The organism is Agrobacterium sp. V1 (genome assembly GCF_030518355.1).
GTDB lineage: Bacteria > Pseudomonadota > Alphaproteobacteria > Rhizobiales > Rhizobiaceae > Agrobacterium > Agrobacterium cucumeris.
In genome coordinates this window covers 1415333-1429287 of sequence record NZ_JAULSF010000001.1, presented here as the reverse complement: position 1 = coordinate 1429287, position 13955 = coordinate 1415333, and the positions used below count along the sequence as shown (strand labels likewise).

10 protein-coding genes and 1 tRNA gene are annotated in these 13955 nt (G+C 57.2%); 4 read left to right on the top strand and 7 right to left on the bottom strand.

All coding sequences use genetic code 11. The annotated features are described in order from the left end of the window. Positions 1-166: 166 nt before the first annotated feature. From QSV77_RS06900 to QSV77_RS06885, 4 genes are all read right to left on the bottom strand, one after another. Positions 167-3985: a vitamin B12-dependent ribonucleotide reductase gene (locus tag QSV77_RS06900; protein WP_302732925.1), complete on the bottom strand. Its 3819-nt coding sequence runs from the start codon at positions 3983-3985 to the stop codon at positions 167-169. Positions 3986-4825: 840 nt separating this feature from the next. Beyond that, positions 4826-5323 (bottom strand): xanthine phosphoribosyltransferase, encoded by a 498-nt coding sequence (gene gpt, locus QSV77_RS06895; protein ID WP_046798460.1) that lies wholly within the window; start codon positions 5321-5323, stop codon positions 4826-4828. Positions 5324-5628: 305 nt separating this feature from the next. Further along, positions 5629-6474: a universal stress protein gene (locus QSV77_RS06890; RefSeq protein WP_302732924.1), complete on the bottom strand. Its 846-nt coding sequence runs from the start codon at positions 6472-6474 to the stop codon at positions 5629-5631. A gap of 205 nt (positions 6475-6679) precedes the next feature. Next, on the bottom strand, positions 6680-7471 hold the full coding sequence (locus QSV77_RS06885) for a competence/damage-inducible protein A (protein WP_302733897.1): 792 nt from the start codon (positions 7469-7471) through the stop codon (positions 6680-6682). 277 nt (positions 7472-7748) lie between these two features. Between QSV77_RS06885 and wrbA the strand changes: the two genes are divergently transcribed. Next, a complete protein-coding gene (gene wrbA, locus QSV77_RS06880) occupies positions 7749-8348 on the top strand; it encodes an NAD(P)H:quinone oxidoreductase type IV (RefSeq protein ID WP_142840026.1) in 600 nt (199 codons plus the stop codon). Positions 8349-8863: 515 nt separating this feature from the next. On the opposite strand, the gene QSV77_RS06875 is transcribed toward wrbA, so the two are convergent. Further along, positions 8864-9109 carry a DUF982 domain-containing protein gene (locus QSV77_RS06875; protein ID WP_271361355.1) on the bottom strand — a complete coding sequence of 82 codons (246 nt, stop codon included), beginning with the start codon at positions 9107-9109 and terminating at the stop codon, positions 8864-8866. An 83-nt stretch (positions 9110-9192) separates the two neighbouring features. Further along, positions 9193-9498 (bottom strand): hypothetical protein, encoded by a 306-nt coding sequence (locus QSV77_RS06870; RefSeq protein WP_271361353.1) that lies wholly within the window; start codon positions 9496-9498, stop codon positions 9193-9195. Between the two features lie 719 nt (positions 9499-10217). Here QSV77_RS06870 and QSV77_RS06865 point away from each other — a divergent pair. Further along, positions 10218-10370, top strand: a complete 153-nt coding sequence (locus tag QSV77_RS06865; RefSeq protein ID WP_003495626.1) for a DUF3309 family protein — start codon at positions 10218-10220, stop codon at positions 10368-10370. Positions 10371-10609: 239 nt separating this feature from the next. Next, positions 10610-10683: transfer RNA gene (locus QSV77_RS06860), tRNA-Cys, on the top strand. Positions 10684-10929: 246 nt separating this feature from the next. Here QSV77_RS06860 and QSV77_RS06855 read toward each other — a convergent pair. Then, the gene (locus tag QSV77_RS06855) at positions 10930-12285 is read right to left on the bottom strand and encodes a hypothetical protein (protein WP_302732922.1); all 1356 of its coding nucleotides are present in this window, start codon (positions 12283-12285) and stop codon (positions 10930-10932) included. 694 nt (positions 12286-12979) lie between these two features. Between QSV77_RS06855 and QSV77_RS06850 the strand changes: the two genes are divergently transcribed. Then, on the top strand, positions 12980-13651 hold the full coding sequence (locus QSV77_RS06850; RefSeq protein ID WP_302732921.1) for a protein-L-isoaspartate O-methyltransferase: 672 nt from the start codon (positions 12980-12982) through the stop codon (positions 13649-13651). The last annotated feature ends 304 nt before the right edge of the window (positions 13652-13955 follow it).

Here is a 13955-nt window from a genome sequence, read left to right as displayed (position 1 = left end):
AGAGCGTCAGCTTATTCGTGGTATCCAAAGCCGAGACCATTAGGTCTCGGCTTTGGTGCTTCAGGAGGGCGAAAACTGTCACATCCTGCCACCTGAACAAAAAAAGCCCAAGGCTGTTAGCCTCGGGCTTTCAAGACTTCTTATCCTACGATCTTCGTTCCCCCAATCAAGAGCAACCGCTCGTCGCACCGCACGTATCGCACTTCTCGCAGGTGCCATTCCGCACCATCGTGAAGTTCTGGCATTCCGAGCACATGTTGCCCGTATAGCCCTGCGCGATCGAGCGCATGCGGCGTTCGTTTTCCACCTTTTTGGCTTCCGCCTTGGCCGATGCGGCATCTGCGGCGGCCTTGTCGGAGAAGAGGGCGGTGGCGGTCTGCTGGGATTCCTGAACCACCTCGTCGATCACTTCTTCGGCGATCTCTTCGGCCAGTTCCTTGGCGCGCTCTTCATAGTCCCGCTTGAAGGAGACGATTTCGGAGGTTGCGATGGCGACCGTCGGTTCCAGCTTGCGGGCGGCGGAGCCGGCAAAGGAGGTGACGTTGGCGGAGCCACGGGCAGGGGTGGCCGTTGCCGAGCCCTTCGGCTCGGAAGACGAACGTTCGCCGCCATTGCTGGAAACCAGCGTCGGCTTGTAACCGCGGGTCCAGCCGGTGGAAACGAGGTTGGTCTTGCCTTCCTGGATGCCCTTGCCGAGTGCCGTGTTGGAGAAATCCGACGTATCGACATGGGCCAGATCGTGGCGGCCGAGATAGGAGACGGCGAGTTCGCGGAACACGTAGTCGAGGATCGACGTGGCGTTCTTGATTGCGTCGTTGCCCTGCACCATGCCGGCCGGTTCGAACTTGGTGAAGGTGAAGGCCTCCACATATTCTTCCAGCGGCACGCCATATTGCAGGCCGAGCGAAATGGCGATGGCGAAGTTGTTCATCATCGCACGGAAGGCGGCACCTTCCTTGTGCATGTCGATGAAGATTTCGCCGATGCGGCCGTCACCGAATTCGCCGGTGCGCAGATAGACCTTGTGACCACCAACGGTTGCCTTCTGGGTGTAACCCTGACGGCGGTTCGGCAGCTTTTCACGCTCGCGCGAAACACGCTCGATGACGCGTTCGACGATCTTTTCGGTGATCGTCACGGCCTGCTGGGCGAGCGGCTGCTGGATCAGTTCTTCGACGAAATCCTCTTCGTCGTCATCTTCCACCAGCGAAGCGTTGAGCGGCTGAGAAAGCTTGGAACCATCGCGGTAAAGGGCGTTGGCCTTCAGCGCCAGCTTCCAGGAGAGCATGTAGGCCGCGCCGCAATCTTCCACCGTCGCATCATTCGGCATGTTGATCGTCTTGGAGATCGCGCCTGATATGAAGGGCTGTGCCGCCGCCATCATGCGGATATGCGATTCGACCGAGAGATAACGCTTGCCGATCTTGCCGCAGGGGTTGGCGCAATCGAAGACGGGCAGGTGCTCGGCCTTCAGGAACGGTGCGCCTTCCAGCGTCATCGCGCCGCAGACGTGCACGTTCGCTGCTTCGATGTCCTTCTTGCCGAAGCCGAGATGCTCGAGCAGGTTGAAGCTCATGTCGGAGAGCTGCTCGTCGGAAACCTTCAGCGTGCCCTTCAGGAAGTCGGCACCCAGCGTCCACTGGTTGAAGACGAACTTGATGTCGAAGGCGCTTTTCAGCGCGGCGTTGACGGCTTCGATCTTCTCATCGGTGAAGCCCTTGGCCTTCAGCGTCGAGGGGTTGATAGCCGGCGCCTGGTTGAGATTGCCATGGCCGACGGCATAGGCCTCGATCTCGGCGATCTGGCTTTCGGAATACCCAAGCGAACGCAGCGCATCCGGAACCGCGCGGTTGATGATCTTGAAATAACCGCCACCGGCAAGCTTCTTGAACTTCACCAGCGCGAAGTCGGGCTCGATGCCGGTCGTGTCGCAATCCATGACGAGGCCAATCGTGCCTGTCGGCGCGATGACGGTGGTCTGGGCGTTGCGGTAGCCGTGCTGTTCGCCAAGCGCCAGCGCCTTGTCCCAGGCGGCTGTTGCGTGGGCAATGAGGTCCTGATCCGTGCAATCGGCATGGATGAGAGCGACCGGGTTGACCGACAGGCCCTCATAACCATCCGACAGGCCATGGGCGGCGCGGCGGTGGTTGCGGATGACGCGCAGCATGTTGTCGCGGTTCGGTGCAAAGCTCGGGAACGGGCCAAGCTCGCCAGCCATTTCAGCCGAGGTTGCATAGGAAACACCGGTCATGATGGCGGTCAGCGCACCGGCAATGGCGCGGCCCTCATCGCTGTCATAGGGAATGCCAGACGACATCAGGAGGCCGCCGATATTGGCGTAACCGAGGCCGAGCGTGCGGTATTCATAGGAGCGCTCGGCGATCTGGCGCGACGGGAACTGCGCCATCATCACGGAGACTTCGAGCACGACGGTCCACAGGCGCACGGCATGTTCGTAATCGGCGATATCGATGCGCTTCGTCTTGGCATCCTTGAACTGAAGCAGGTTCAGCGAGGCAAGGTTGCAGGCCGTGTCGTCAAGGAACATATATTCCGAGCACGGGTTGGAGGCGCGGATCGGGCCTTCGGCCGGCGAGGTGTGCCAGTCGTTCATGGTGGTGTTGAAGTGCAGGCCCGGATCGGCGGACGCCCAGGCGGCATGGGAAATCTTTTCCCAGAGATCGCGGGCCTTCAGCGTCTTCATGACCTTGCCGTCCTTGCGGGCGGTGAGGTTCCAGTCGCCGTCATTTTCGACAGCACGCAGGAAGTCATCCTTCAGCGAGACGGAGTTGTTGGAGTTCTGGCCCGAAACCGTGAGGTAGGCTTCCGAATCCCAATCCGTGTCGTAGGTCTTGAACTGGATGTCCTTGTAACCCTGTTCGGCGAACTGGATGACGCGCTTTACGTAGTTTTCCGGCACCATGTCCTTCTTGGCAGCGCGGATTTCGCGCTTCAGGGCAGGGTTCTTGGCCGGGTCGAAGCAGTCACCATTGTCAGCTTCGCAGTTGACGCAGGCCTTCATGATGGCCTTCAGATGCTTGGCAACGATCTTGGAGCCGGTCACGAGGGCGGCAACCTTCTGCTCCTCGTTCACCTTCCAGTCGATATAGGCTTCGATGTCGGGGTGATCGGCATCAACGACGACCATCTTCGCTGCGCGACGGGTCGTACCGCCGGACTTGATGGCGCCGGCTGCGCGGTCGCCGATCTTGAGGAAACTCATCAGGCCGGAGGACTTGCCGCCGCCGGAAAGCTTTTCGCCTTCGCCACGCAGATAGGAGAAGTTGGAACCGGTGCCGGAGCCATATTTGAACAGGCGCGCTTCACGCACCCACAGGTCCATGATGCCGCCTTCATTGACCAGATCGTCTTCAACGGACTGGATGAAGCAGGCATGCGGCTGCGGATGTTCGTAAGCGGATTTGGACTTGGTCAGCTTGCCGGTGAAGGGGTCGACATAGAAGTGGCCCTGGCCCGGACCATCAATGCCATAGGCCCAGTGCAGGCCGGTGTTGAACCATTGCGGGGAGTTAGGGGCAACGCGCTGGGTGGCGAGCATGTAGGCAAGCTCGTCGCGGAAGGCGAGCGCATCTTCTTCGGACGAGAAATATTTGCCCTTCCAGCCCCAATAGGCCCAGGTGCCGGCCAGACGGTCGAAGACCTGGCGCGCGTCGGTTTCGGAGCCGTAACGTTCGGCTTCGGGCACGTCCTTCAGGGCTTTCTCATCGGCAACCGAGCGCCACAGGAAGGAAGGAACGTCGTTTTCCTCGACCTTTTTCAGCACCTTCGGCACACCGGCCTTGCGGAAATATTTCTGCGCCAGAACGTCGGTCGCCACCTGGCTGAACTGCGCGGGAACGTCGATATCCGCCAGACGGAACACGATGGAACCGTCGGGGTTCTTGATTTCACTGACGGCCTTGCGGAAGTCGATCTCCGCATAAGGCGATTGGCCGGGCTTCGTGAAGCGACGTTCAATGCGCATGGTTTCCTGTCCTCGTCCATTGGGCGCCCGGCAAAGGGCGCAAAAATCCGGTCCAGCCGTGCGATGTCTTCGCGCAGCCGGTTGTTGCCGATCTGAAAGGGATGTTCATCCTTGGATGTGATCCCTGTATCTCGTGGCTTATTCGGCTGCAAGCATAGTGTGGAATACTAAATATAGTATCAACAGCTTCCTGCCGCCAGTCCCCGCGTCATGTTTTTGGCGGTTCCCGAAGGCGCGCAGAAACCCACCGGCAAACCGCCCCCTGATGGCCGGGACGCCGCGTCTGGATTAGCGAGCTGAGATTGAAAGGAACCGGCCTCGTTACTTTCCGGTCCGTTGCCGCCGCAACATAACTGTCACTTTCCTCTTGCGGCATAGATTCGTCAAGCCATAGATTGAAACGCATTTTTAACCACAAGATATTGTGTGAAGTGCCTGTGGAAAACGGGGAAAGCAAAAGCTTTCAAAAGAATCAGTTACTTGGCAGGGAAATCTCAAGCCTGTGCGGGGCTGGTTTCCGCAGCGGAAAGCCAAAAACCAGCATTTCCGGGGTGAGGCATAAAGGCGACACTGCGGTTTTTCCGTGTTTTTCCGCTGTCGGCAAAAAGGCCTTTTCACACAAAAAAGCCGCCCCGGGTGGGACGGCGAAAGAGTGGATATTGCTGGGGGAAGTCTTGCGCGGTTGGTGCATCCGCACTCCGTCACCCCGGACCAGATCCGGGGTCCAGCGCGATCAAGTCCTTGATCGCGAGAGAGTCTTCTCACGGCGCAGACGCGCCGTGGCTGGATTCCGGCTCAAGGCCGGAATGACGGATGAGAAATGGGTTCCCCTGTGGGCAATCAGCCGCGCGATCCCTTGGCGATCGGCTCCTGATAGGTGAAGCCCATGTCCCAGGGAAAATAGATCCAGGTGTCCTGGCTGACTTCGGTGACGAAGGTGTCAATGGTCGGCACGCCCTTCGGCTTGGCGTAAACGCAGGCAAAATGGGCTCTCGGCAGCATTTCGCGCACTTCCAGCGCCGTCTTGCCGGTATCGGTCAGATCGTCAAGCACGAGCACGCCTTCGCCGCCATCCGCCGCCAGTTTCGGGTCGACGCCCTTCAGCAGCACCGTATCGCCCTGATTGACATAGTCATGACGGGTGGCGATGCAGACCGTGTCGATCAGGCGGATGTTCAGTTCGCGCGAAATGATCGCCGCCGGTACAAGGCCGCCGCGGGTGATACAGACGATTGCCCGGAACTCTTTATCGAGGCCGGCAAGACGCCAGGCAAGCGCACGGGCATCGCGGTGGAACTGGTCCCAGGAGACGGGAAAGGCTTTATCGGGAAGGGACATGTCGTCTACCATCTGGTCAAAATTGTCGATGGCTTTGGCTAATAGCCGCAAGACCGGCAAAAAGGCAAGCTTTCCGCGTGAGGCGTGTTGTTTGAGCCGGGAGATTGCCACCTGTTTCTTCTCCCCGCCGGGGAGAAGGTGGCCTGAAGGGTCGGATGAGGGGGCAACGTAGCCGAATATCTCTACCCTTGCCCCTCATCCCGCTGCCGCGGACTTCTCCCCGGCGGGGAGAAGAAATATGCGGCACTCGCTCGATCCATGCGGAATGCTGAGGGGGCGGCGGCGTGTTTGCGCCGCTTCCATATTTAGCGCGAGAGCAGCGTCATCGCCGTCATGGAATCGAGCAGGGTGCGCGTGACGCCGCCAAACAGCAGTTCCCACCAGCGGGAATGGCCATAGGCGCCCATGACCAGAAGGTCGATGCTGTTATCCGACAGACGGTTTTCGATGGCCGCCTGCGGCGAAACGCCGGCGATCTTTTCCTGCGAGGTCACGGTGACGTTGACACCATGGCGAGCAAGCGTTGCGGCCAGTTCCGTGCCGGCAAGACCGGGGGACTGTGTTTCACTCTCTGCCTGGTCGACGGAGAAGATCTCGACGCTTTCGGCGGCTTTCAGAAAGGGCAGGGCGTCGAAGGTGGCGCGTGTGGCCTCTCGCGAGCCATTCCAGGCGATGAGGACGCGCTTGATCGGCTTGGCGACGGTCAGCACATGCGGCACCAGGAGAACGGGACGGCCGCTTTCATAAAGGAAACCGTCAATATCCGAGCGGCTGTCTGACAGTGCCGAGGAGCTGCTCTGGCGGGCGACGATCAAATCGGCGCAACGGGCGCTGTCGATGGCGGATGCGGAGGCGTAACCGACCGACGTGACGAAGCTGCGCCATTCATGCGAGACGCCGTTGGCAGACAGCGTGCGTTTGAAAAGGGTTCCGACATCGGTGGTTTCCTTGTGCGCCACATCCTGCAAAGCCTGCACGGTGGCGGGATCGGGAATTTCCATCGGTGCGACGAGCGGAACGGCGGCCAGCGTTTCCATGTGCAGGCCGATCACATGTGAGGAAAACTGGTCGGCAAGGCTTACCACGAATTCGCCGAGCTTCTGCGTGTTCGAAACATTGTCGACCACTGCCAGTATCGTTTTGTAACCCATTTTTCTCTCCTCGGTGACATGTCGTTTTCAGATCGTTCTGGCTTTTCTTCGAATCGCCAGAGCGATCTCAGTCTCTGTTTTACGTATTGTCCGGACGGAAAAGCTGTTCCGCTTTTCCTGGAAATGCTCAGGGGGGAGAGTGGCCGCCTTTACAGACCGCCACCTTGATTTTGGTCAAACCTTTTCGTTTCAGGCCTTTTCCTTCTCAGGCGGTTGCATCGCCCTTGCTGGCGGCCAGTTGCTTCTCCTGGCCGATGGTTTCGATCATGGCTGCGACCGCCTCGGTTGCCGCCTTCAGCACGCCGGCGTCGCGGGCGCGCACAACGATCTCCGTCGAAAAACGCTGTCCGTCATATTTCGGATAGGAGCCGATGCTGGTTTCGGGATGAGCCTTCTGGATGGCCGTCAGCGGCGTGCCGATATCACCTTCGCCATAGGGGGAGCGCACCGCCTGCGACATGACCTTCGCACCGGTGCACAAGGTCGGCATGACATTGTCGAGCATGGCCTGGAACACCTGCGGTACGCCGGCCATGACATAAACATTGCCGATGACGAAGCCGGGGGCAACGGAAACGGGATTGGCGATGTGTGCGGCACCTTTTGGCATGCGCGCCATGCGCTTGCGCGCCTCGGTGAACTCCATCTCGCGGACGCGGTACATGTCGCCCAGCAGGCGCAGCGCCTCGGCATCGTGCTCACAGGGCAGGCCGAATGCCACTGACACTGCATCCGCGGTGATATCGTCATGGGTCGGGCCGATGCCGCCTGACGTAAAGACATAATCATAACGGCCGCGCAGCGCATTCAGCGCCTCAACGATCTGCTCCTCCTCGTCGGCGACGATGCGCACTTCCTTGAGGTCAATGCCGGACATGGTGAGAACATCTGCAAGATGGCCGATATTCTTGTCCTTGGTGCGGCCCGACAGCAATTCGTCGCCGATGGCGAGCATGGCGGCGGTGACAACGGAGGAGGTGGAGGAGGGATTGGACATGGTTGCACTCGTCATCTGTTTCCCCTGACGTTAGCCCTGCTCCCGATGAATGCAAAGCAGTTTTGAAAAAATGTCCTTTTGTAAATGGTTGACATTCCGGTTTTCCGTTCACTCATGGTGAACAGTGCGTATGCCAATCCCCGGCTGGCGGGAGGAGGGGCCGTGGGCTAGGTTTTCGTCACATACATTTGACGGGTCAACGCCGATGATCATCCAGTTTTTGAAAAAGCTTCTGGCCGGTACGCCGGAAAAAATTCCAGCAAAGGAAACAAAGAGAATGACGAAGGTTTTGGTACTTTATTACTCCGCTTACGGCCATATCGAGACGATGGCCTATGCGGTCGCCGAAGGCGTCAAGTCCACCGGCGCGGAAGCTGTGGTGAAGCGCGTTCCCGAACTGGTTCCGGAAGAGGTCGCCAAGGCCTCCCATTTCAAGATGGATCAGTCGGCCCCGGTGGCGACGGTGGAAGAGCTGGCAGAATACGACGCCATCATCGTCGGCGCCGGCACGCGCTTCGGCACGGTTGCCTCGCAGATGCGCAATTTCTGGGATCAGACCGGCGGTCTGTGGTTCAACGGCAAGCTGGTCGGCAAGGTTGGCTCGGCCTTCACCTCTTCCGCCACCCAGCATGGCGGTCAGGAATCGACCATTCTCGGTTTCATTCCCACCTTCCTGCATCACGGCATGGCCGTTGTCGGGCTGCCCTATGCTTTCCAGGGCCAGATGGGCGTCGATGAAATCAAGGGCGGTTCGCCCTATGGTGCTTCCACCATCACCGATGGCGACGGCTCGCGCCAGCCTTCCGAAATCGAACTCGAAGGCGCACGCTTCCAGGGCGCGCATGTGGCAAAAATCGCTGCCAAGCTCTCTGCCTGATTTTCACGGTTCTTTGAAAAAGAATGCGGCCCAAAAGGCCGCATTTTCTGTTCCGGCATTTTTAATCGCCGGCATCCTCAGGAAAGGATTTTTTAAGGCGGGTCAGATCGGCAGGTTGACCATGAAAAAGCAGCTTGCGACCACGAAGCCGAGCATCGATATTTCTAGAAAACCGTTCAATCCGTCACGCATTTCAATCCTCCTTGTGTCGGGCGAAAAGAGAACGGACAGAGCCTATTGCGGTTCCATAACAGAAGAATGAAATTTAGAGATTTTTAATGCCTTGCCATTCCGCGTGTGGCGAAGGCGATCTGGACGCTTCAGCCCGTGACGACGAAGGCGACGACGAGATGGCCGATGAGGCCGATTGCGAGGCAGGAGAGAAGAAAGATGAACAGGGCTTTTTTCATGTTTCCGGAAGCTTCCATCGGTTTTTATCCATCCAACCTGTTGTCTTGAAAATTCAGCGCCGCAGGGCACATCGCATCGTCCTGCGGCAGGCGAGCCAGTTCCCGTCAGGCCTTGAAATCGAGGCCCGCTTCGATGGCCGCGGCAAGGAAAGCCTTGCGCGCATCTTCCGGCTTTTTCCGCCCGGCATCGACGGCGGCGCAGACGAGCAGCGCCTTGTCCAGCGCATCGCCATCTTCGATCGGCCAATCTTCGATCAGCGCCCAGGAGGCTGCCTGCGTGGTTTCGATGCTCGTATATTCGCCCGGCGTTTCAAACGCGATCAGGACGGGTTTTTGCCAGCGCGTGTTCATCGCCTATCCGTATTGTTTGTCGTGCCCGGCTCTAACCGAAGCGGCCTGAATGCGCAATCCGTTTCGGCCCGGCTGTGGTGCGGTCAGTCGTCGCGTCCGAACAGCCAGTCGCGAATGATGCGCCGGTCGATGAGTTCCAGCGAGCGGTCGGGCGCGATGCGGTAGGTTTCCACCGCCCTTGTGCTGCCATCGATACGGAATTCGTGGCTGAAGGTGCTGCCGATCGGCGATTTCGTCAGCTTGGTGCGCGGCTGGCCTCTATAGGTAATGCTGCCGGGGATCGGTGCGACATAGGGCGCCGGTCCAGTATAGGGTGGCGGTCCGACCGTGGTGCATCCCGCCAGCGCCAATGGGAGCGCGATAATGGCCGATGATAGGAGCGTTTTCATCCTGTCCTCCGAAGTGCGTCTGCGAAAACGATATGGAGGCGCAGCGGTTCCCGGCGGGCAAGAAGATCAAGGATTATTCGTCCTGTCTATTTGCTTTTCGGATTCTGAATGTCGCGCGCGACCCAGCGGAAGAAAGCGTAGACGAGGAGGCCAAAGATGAAAAGCGGGATGAGGTTCGCAAAACCGGACATATGATTCTCGTTTCTCCCTCCCGGCCCGGGGTCTAGCCGGAGTGAAACCGGCAAGGCAAGAGAATCGCCTGTCACCGCCAGTAAAATATCCGTGTGCCTCAAGGGGGAGATTTGTGGCTTGCCGGGGAGGGCGGGAGAGATCTGGCGCACTGCCAGTGATGCCAGATCTCTCTGTCTCCCGCCAGTTTCAGGGTACGGGGGACTTGTTATAGTATAACGAATAACCACCAATGGACATAGGCCGAAAAATTACCACGAATAAATCGCTGCCATCGCCGGTCATCGAAGCCCCTGACGTTTGGCCTTGATACCTGCGCCATTTCAATGCCTGCGGGCGAAGACGTTTATCCGGCAAATTATTTCACCCAACGGAAGCAGACACGGGCTCATCGCAGATAGCGCTTTAACCCGTTGAAACGGCTACGATGCTTTTTGGGAAGCAGGCCGCAGCGCGGGAACTGAAGGGAACCTTTTTCATGCTGCGTCATTGAATCAGGCACAACACATGCCAATAGCGGAGGGTTAAACATGCTCGGCACCATCCTCGTCATCCTGCTTATTCTGTTCCTGATCGGCGCGCTGCCCAGCTGGGGTTACCATAATTACGGTTATGGCCCGTCGGGCGGCCTCGGACTGGTTCTGGTTATTGTCCTGATACTGGTTCTGCTTGGGCGGATTTGATCGACTACCCTTGAGACTGAGCCACCGCCCGCACTGCCGCAATTGCGGCGGATGCGGGCGTTGTTTCTTCTGGAATATGAGGAAGATACGAAAAACCACGCAATCTTAATCCCTTAGACCGTGGGCGACTGCATGGTGCCTATCCAGCCTGAAAAAACACCACATTCGGAACGAACCCTCTTGCGCCCAAAATGGATTCGTTCTAAATGCCCGCCATCGCTCGAATGAAGAGCGTGTGAGGCCTCGTGGCGGAGTGGTGACGCAGAGGACTGCAAATCCTTGTACCCCGGTTCAATTCCGGGCGAGGCCTCCAAATCGCTTTTCACCAAAAGCAAATAATTGATTTTACACGCGAGACAGGTGAGTTCTGCATTTCGTGCATAGATTCGACGTTATGCTGTCTTTGCATCTAAACACCGCCTCAAGGGTGTCTGTCGCCTCGCTATTACCTACTGCGCTGGCGAAGACTGTGTCGACATCGCAGATTCCGTTTTTGCAATGAATTGTGCACGTCATTGATGAACTACAGTTACCCGGGCGATCAGGCGTTGTGCAGGCCTCATGGCCGAGAAGTCATTGTCGGCAAAATCGCGCTCGCGTTTTGCCCGATGTAACTGTTCCTGTCTTGGAACGAAGCACCGATGAACGGATTGCCGTTGACGGTGAGGGCGACAAGCAGCGATATGCCGCATAGCACGGCCAATCCCACATTACTCTCGGACCTATGTCGAGAAAATCTCTCCGCGACGACCGGCAAGATGAATGTATATGGCATTATGTAAAATTCGGTTTGGTTGCCGTGACGTACGACCAAATTTAATGCGATGCCAATCAGGAAAGCTGCAGACAATATCCCCAGTCTCGCCCCACTCGTTCCGAGAAATTCAAAAAGGCCAGGATCCAAGTGTTTTTTATATGGTAAGATTGCGGTGATTGCGCAATAGAAGCAGTACATGACGACGACGCAAGACAGGATCGCCGCCCAAACCGAAATCTCAGCAAAATTATCGGTTCTATAGTATGGCAACCATTGAAATAGATGGCCAAAAAGCCAAGTTATGTTCGCTATAACCAGCCCCTCATCAATCTTTGAAAATTCATCTTGAGAGCCGGGATCAGCATACATGACGAAAAACTTCATCGAGCCGATCATTACGCTTAATATTGAGGCTCCTGTCATAAAATAGAGCAGGCTGTCTATGGACAGCGCCAGCCCTAATATGGCCAAAACAGCTCCAATACGGTCGCGTGAAGCTGTGTGTTTTTCCAGTTCAAGGGAAAGTATAAACAGCATTAAGAATGGGAAAAACATCACCGGTGGTGAGTAGCATATGACCCCAAATATGTTGAGCGCTATTGCTAAACCATACGCCATGTAACGCGTGCCCAAGTCCTTCGATGCTAATGATGCAATCAGAAACGAAACAATCAGGAACGTTTGCGAAAGCACCTGTCTTTCCACAATTGACGAGAGCACGACGTGCTGGGCAGTGATTGCATAAGTCGCAGAAACAATAATACTCGCTGTCCTGTCTGCTCCTAGAGAGACGGAAAAGCAAAAAATCAGCGCAATATTCAGTGCGCCAAGGATCTTGGGCAACAAGCTTGCAACTGAGAGCAGTTGCATGAGCGATGTTGCTGTTACCGGACTTGCGAGCTCTTTGACTGGTAAAAAGGCCCCCAACCACCATTGGTAGAGGTTATCTTGATACCAGTATCTCATGGAGACACCGCCAGCTTGGACACCATGTAAATCTGAGTAAATCACGGCTCTAAGTATGTTGTTGGCGTCGAGATTCCATTCCGCGTAAGGAATAGAAAACCGAACTGCCAGTGCGAAGATAAACAAGATGCCAGCTATACCGGTCACACTGATCCAGCGGTGATTTTTTGCCAACCAACTCTCGTTGACCATAAGCTTGCGTTCCCCAGTCATCAGTGAAAAGCCTTATTAGATTGCTATTTCTCATGGACGCACTCGTCAATCGCAGAATGGTTCAGCCATTAGAGCGCAGCCGGTAGCGTAACTCGGCAGCCAAACCCGCAATCGGGAGAAGCCTCATGCTGAAGGCTGATGCCGGATGCTCGATCGAGCGAGTTGCGAACGTGCACGGTATTGGCTCGGCTGGTTATGGCTTCTAGGGAAGGAGGCTCGGAGCCGCATGGAAGGCTAAGTCAAGTTGGTGGTTCGCTTCATCAAGAAGAACAATTTTCTCTGTGCTCTCAACCGTATGGATTGAGCGGGGTTCGCCCCGCGCGCCGCCGAATTTGAGAAGCCTCGATAATTATTCGACCCAAGGTGCGGCAGGCGATAGCGCGAGCTATTGAAAGCCCTTTTTTGAGGCGCCGCCGGGCGAGGTCTCCAAAATTTCCACAAATAGCAAATGTTGTCTTGAGCATATCTCTCGCTTTGCGGTGATTGATCGCCTTTGCTGTTTTAAAAAATCCCCGTCATTTCGCTTTTTCCCGCACATCCTACTCACCACGCTTGAAAGCGCGCGCCTTGGCAATTATGAGATTATCCAAAGGTGAGGGGAAACCCGCGCCGTTTTGAGCTTTTGGAGCCGAGGCTTCCCGACCGGCATCCGTGAAATTGAGGCGATAAGGACATGATGGATTTCGAAACCGCGCGCGCCAATATGGTCGACAGCCAGCTGCGCACGACTGACGTGACTTCGCATTCGGTGCTGAAGGCGTTTTTGAGCGTGCCGCGCGAGGCTTTCGTGCCGGCGGGCGTGCGGCAGATTGCCTATGCGGATGAGGATATGCAGATCTGTCCGGCCCGCGACGGCCGCCCGGCGCGCTACGTCATGAAGGCTTCGCCGCTGGCGAAACTGCTGCAGCTTGCCGCCGTCTCCAAGGAAGATGTGGTGCTGGAAGTCGGCGGTGGTTCCGGTTACGCGGCCGCCATCCTTTCCCAGCTGGCAGGTTCGGTGGTGTCACTTGAATGTGACGAAGCGCTGGCGGTGCAGGCAACCGAGACGCTGGCGTCGCTCGGATATGACAATGTCGCTGTCGTGACCGGCGATCTTGAAAAGGGTTATGCAAGCGAAGCGCCCTATGATCTGGTTTTCGTCAACGGTTCCGTCGAGGAAGTGCCGGCGGCGCTGACCGACCAGCTGCGCGATGGCGGACGTCTGGTCGTTGTTGTCGGATATGGCAACGCCGCAAAGGCCACCGTCTATCGCCGTGATGGCAACAGCACATCGGCTGCAAGCTCTTTCAACGCCTCCATCAAGCCTCTGCCCGGTTTTGCCAAGGCGGCAGAATTCGTTTTCTGATCCATCGATATATTCGTTGCCGGTTACGCCGGGGTGGACCTTCCGCCCCGGCGTTTGCTTTTGCGGGGCCTGTATGCTGCGCCCCGGTTGTCCGCGGCGGTGCCTTGACAGCCTGTCCTCACAAAGCTGTGCATCACCGTGAAACTTGTCGAATCAGTGATTTAGTTCCTGACCATGCTGCCCTAGACTAAGGGTGATTCGGGGTGTGCGTATTTCTGCCCCGCATGACCCTGCGACAGGGACGGCAAAAACGCCCGGCGGTTTTGTCCGAACATGTTTCAGAACATCGGCGCGGCAGCCAGCT

What these genes read in the sequence shown, in the direction of transcription:
- QSV77_RS06890 (WP_302732924.1), bottom strand. Translation starts at nt 6,474, where the DNA reads ATGGGTTACAAAACGATACTGGCAGTGGTCGACAATGTTTCGAACACG.
- gpt (WP_046798460.1), bottom strand. Translation starts at nt 5,323, where the DNA reads ATGTCCCTTCCCGATAAAGCCTTTCCCGTCTCCTGGGACCAGTTCCAC.
- QSV77_RS06850 (WP_302732921.1), top strand. Translation starts at nt 12,980, where the DNA reads ATGATGGATTTCGAAACCGCGCGCGCCAATATGGTCGACAGCCAGCTG.
- QSV77_RS06885 (WP_302733897.1), bottom strand. Translation starts at nt 7,471, where the DNA reads ATGTCCAATCCCTCCTCCACCTCCTCCGTTGTCACCGCCGCCATGCTC.
- QSV77_RS06855 (WP_302732922.1), bottom strand. Translation starts at nt 12,285, where the DNA reads ATGGTCAACGAGAGTTGGTTGGCAAAAAATCACCGCTGGATCAGTGTG.
- QSV77_RS06865 (WP_003495626.1), top strand. Translation starts at nt 10,218, where the DNA reads ATGCTCGGCACCATCCTCGTCATCCTGCTTATTCTGTTCCTGATCGGC.
- QSV77_RS06870 (WP_271361353.1), bottom strand. Translation starts at nt 9,498, where the DNA reads ATGAAAACGCTCCTATCATCGGCCATTATCGCGCTCCCATTGGCGCTG.
- QSV77_RS06900 (WP_302732925.1), bottom strand. Translation starts at nt 3,985, where the DNA reads ATGCGCATTGAACGTCGCTTCACGAAGCCCGGCCAATCGCCTTATGCG.
- QSV77_RS06875 (WP_271361355.1), bottom strand. Translation starts at nt 9,109, where the DNA reads ATGAACACGCGCTGGCAAAAACCCGTCCTGATCGCGTTTGAAACGCCG.
- wrbA (WP_142840026.1), top strand. Translation starts at nt 7,749, where the DNA reads ATGACGAAGGTTTTGGTACTTTATTACTCCGCTTACGGCCATATCGAG.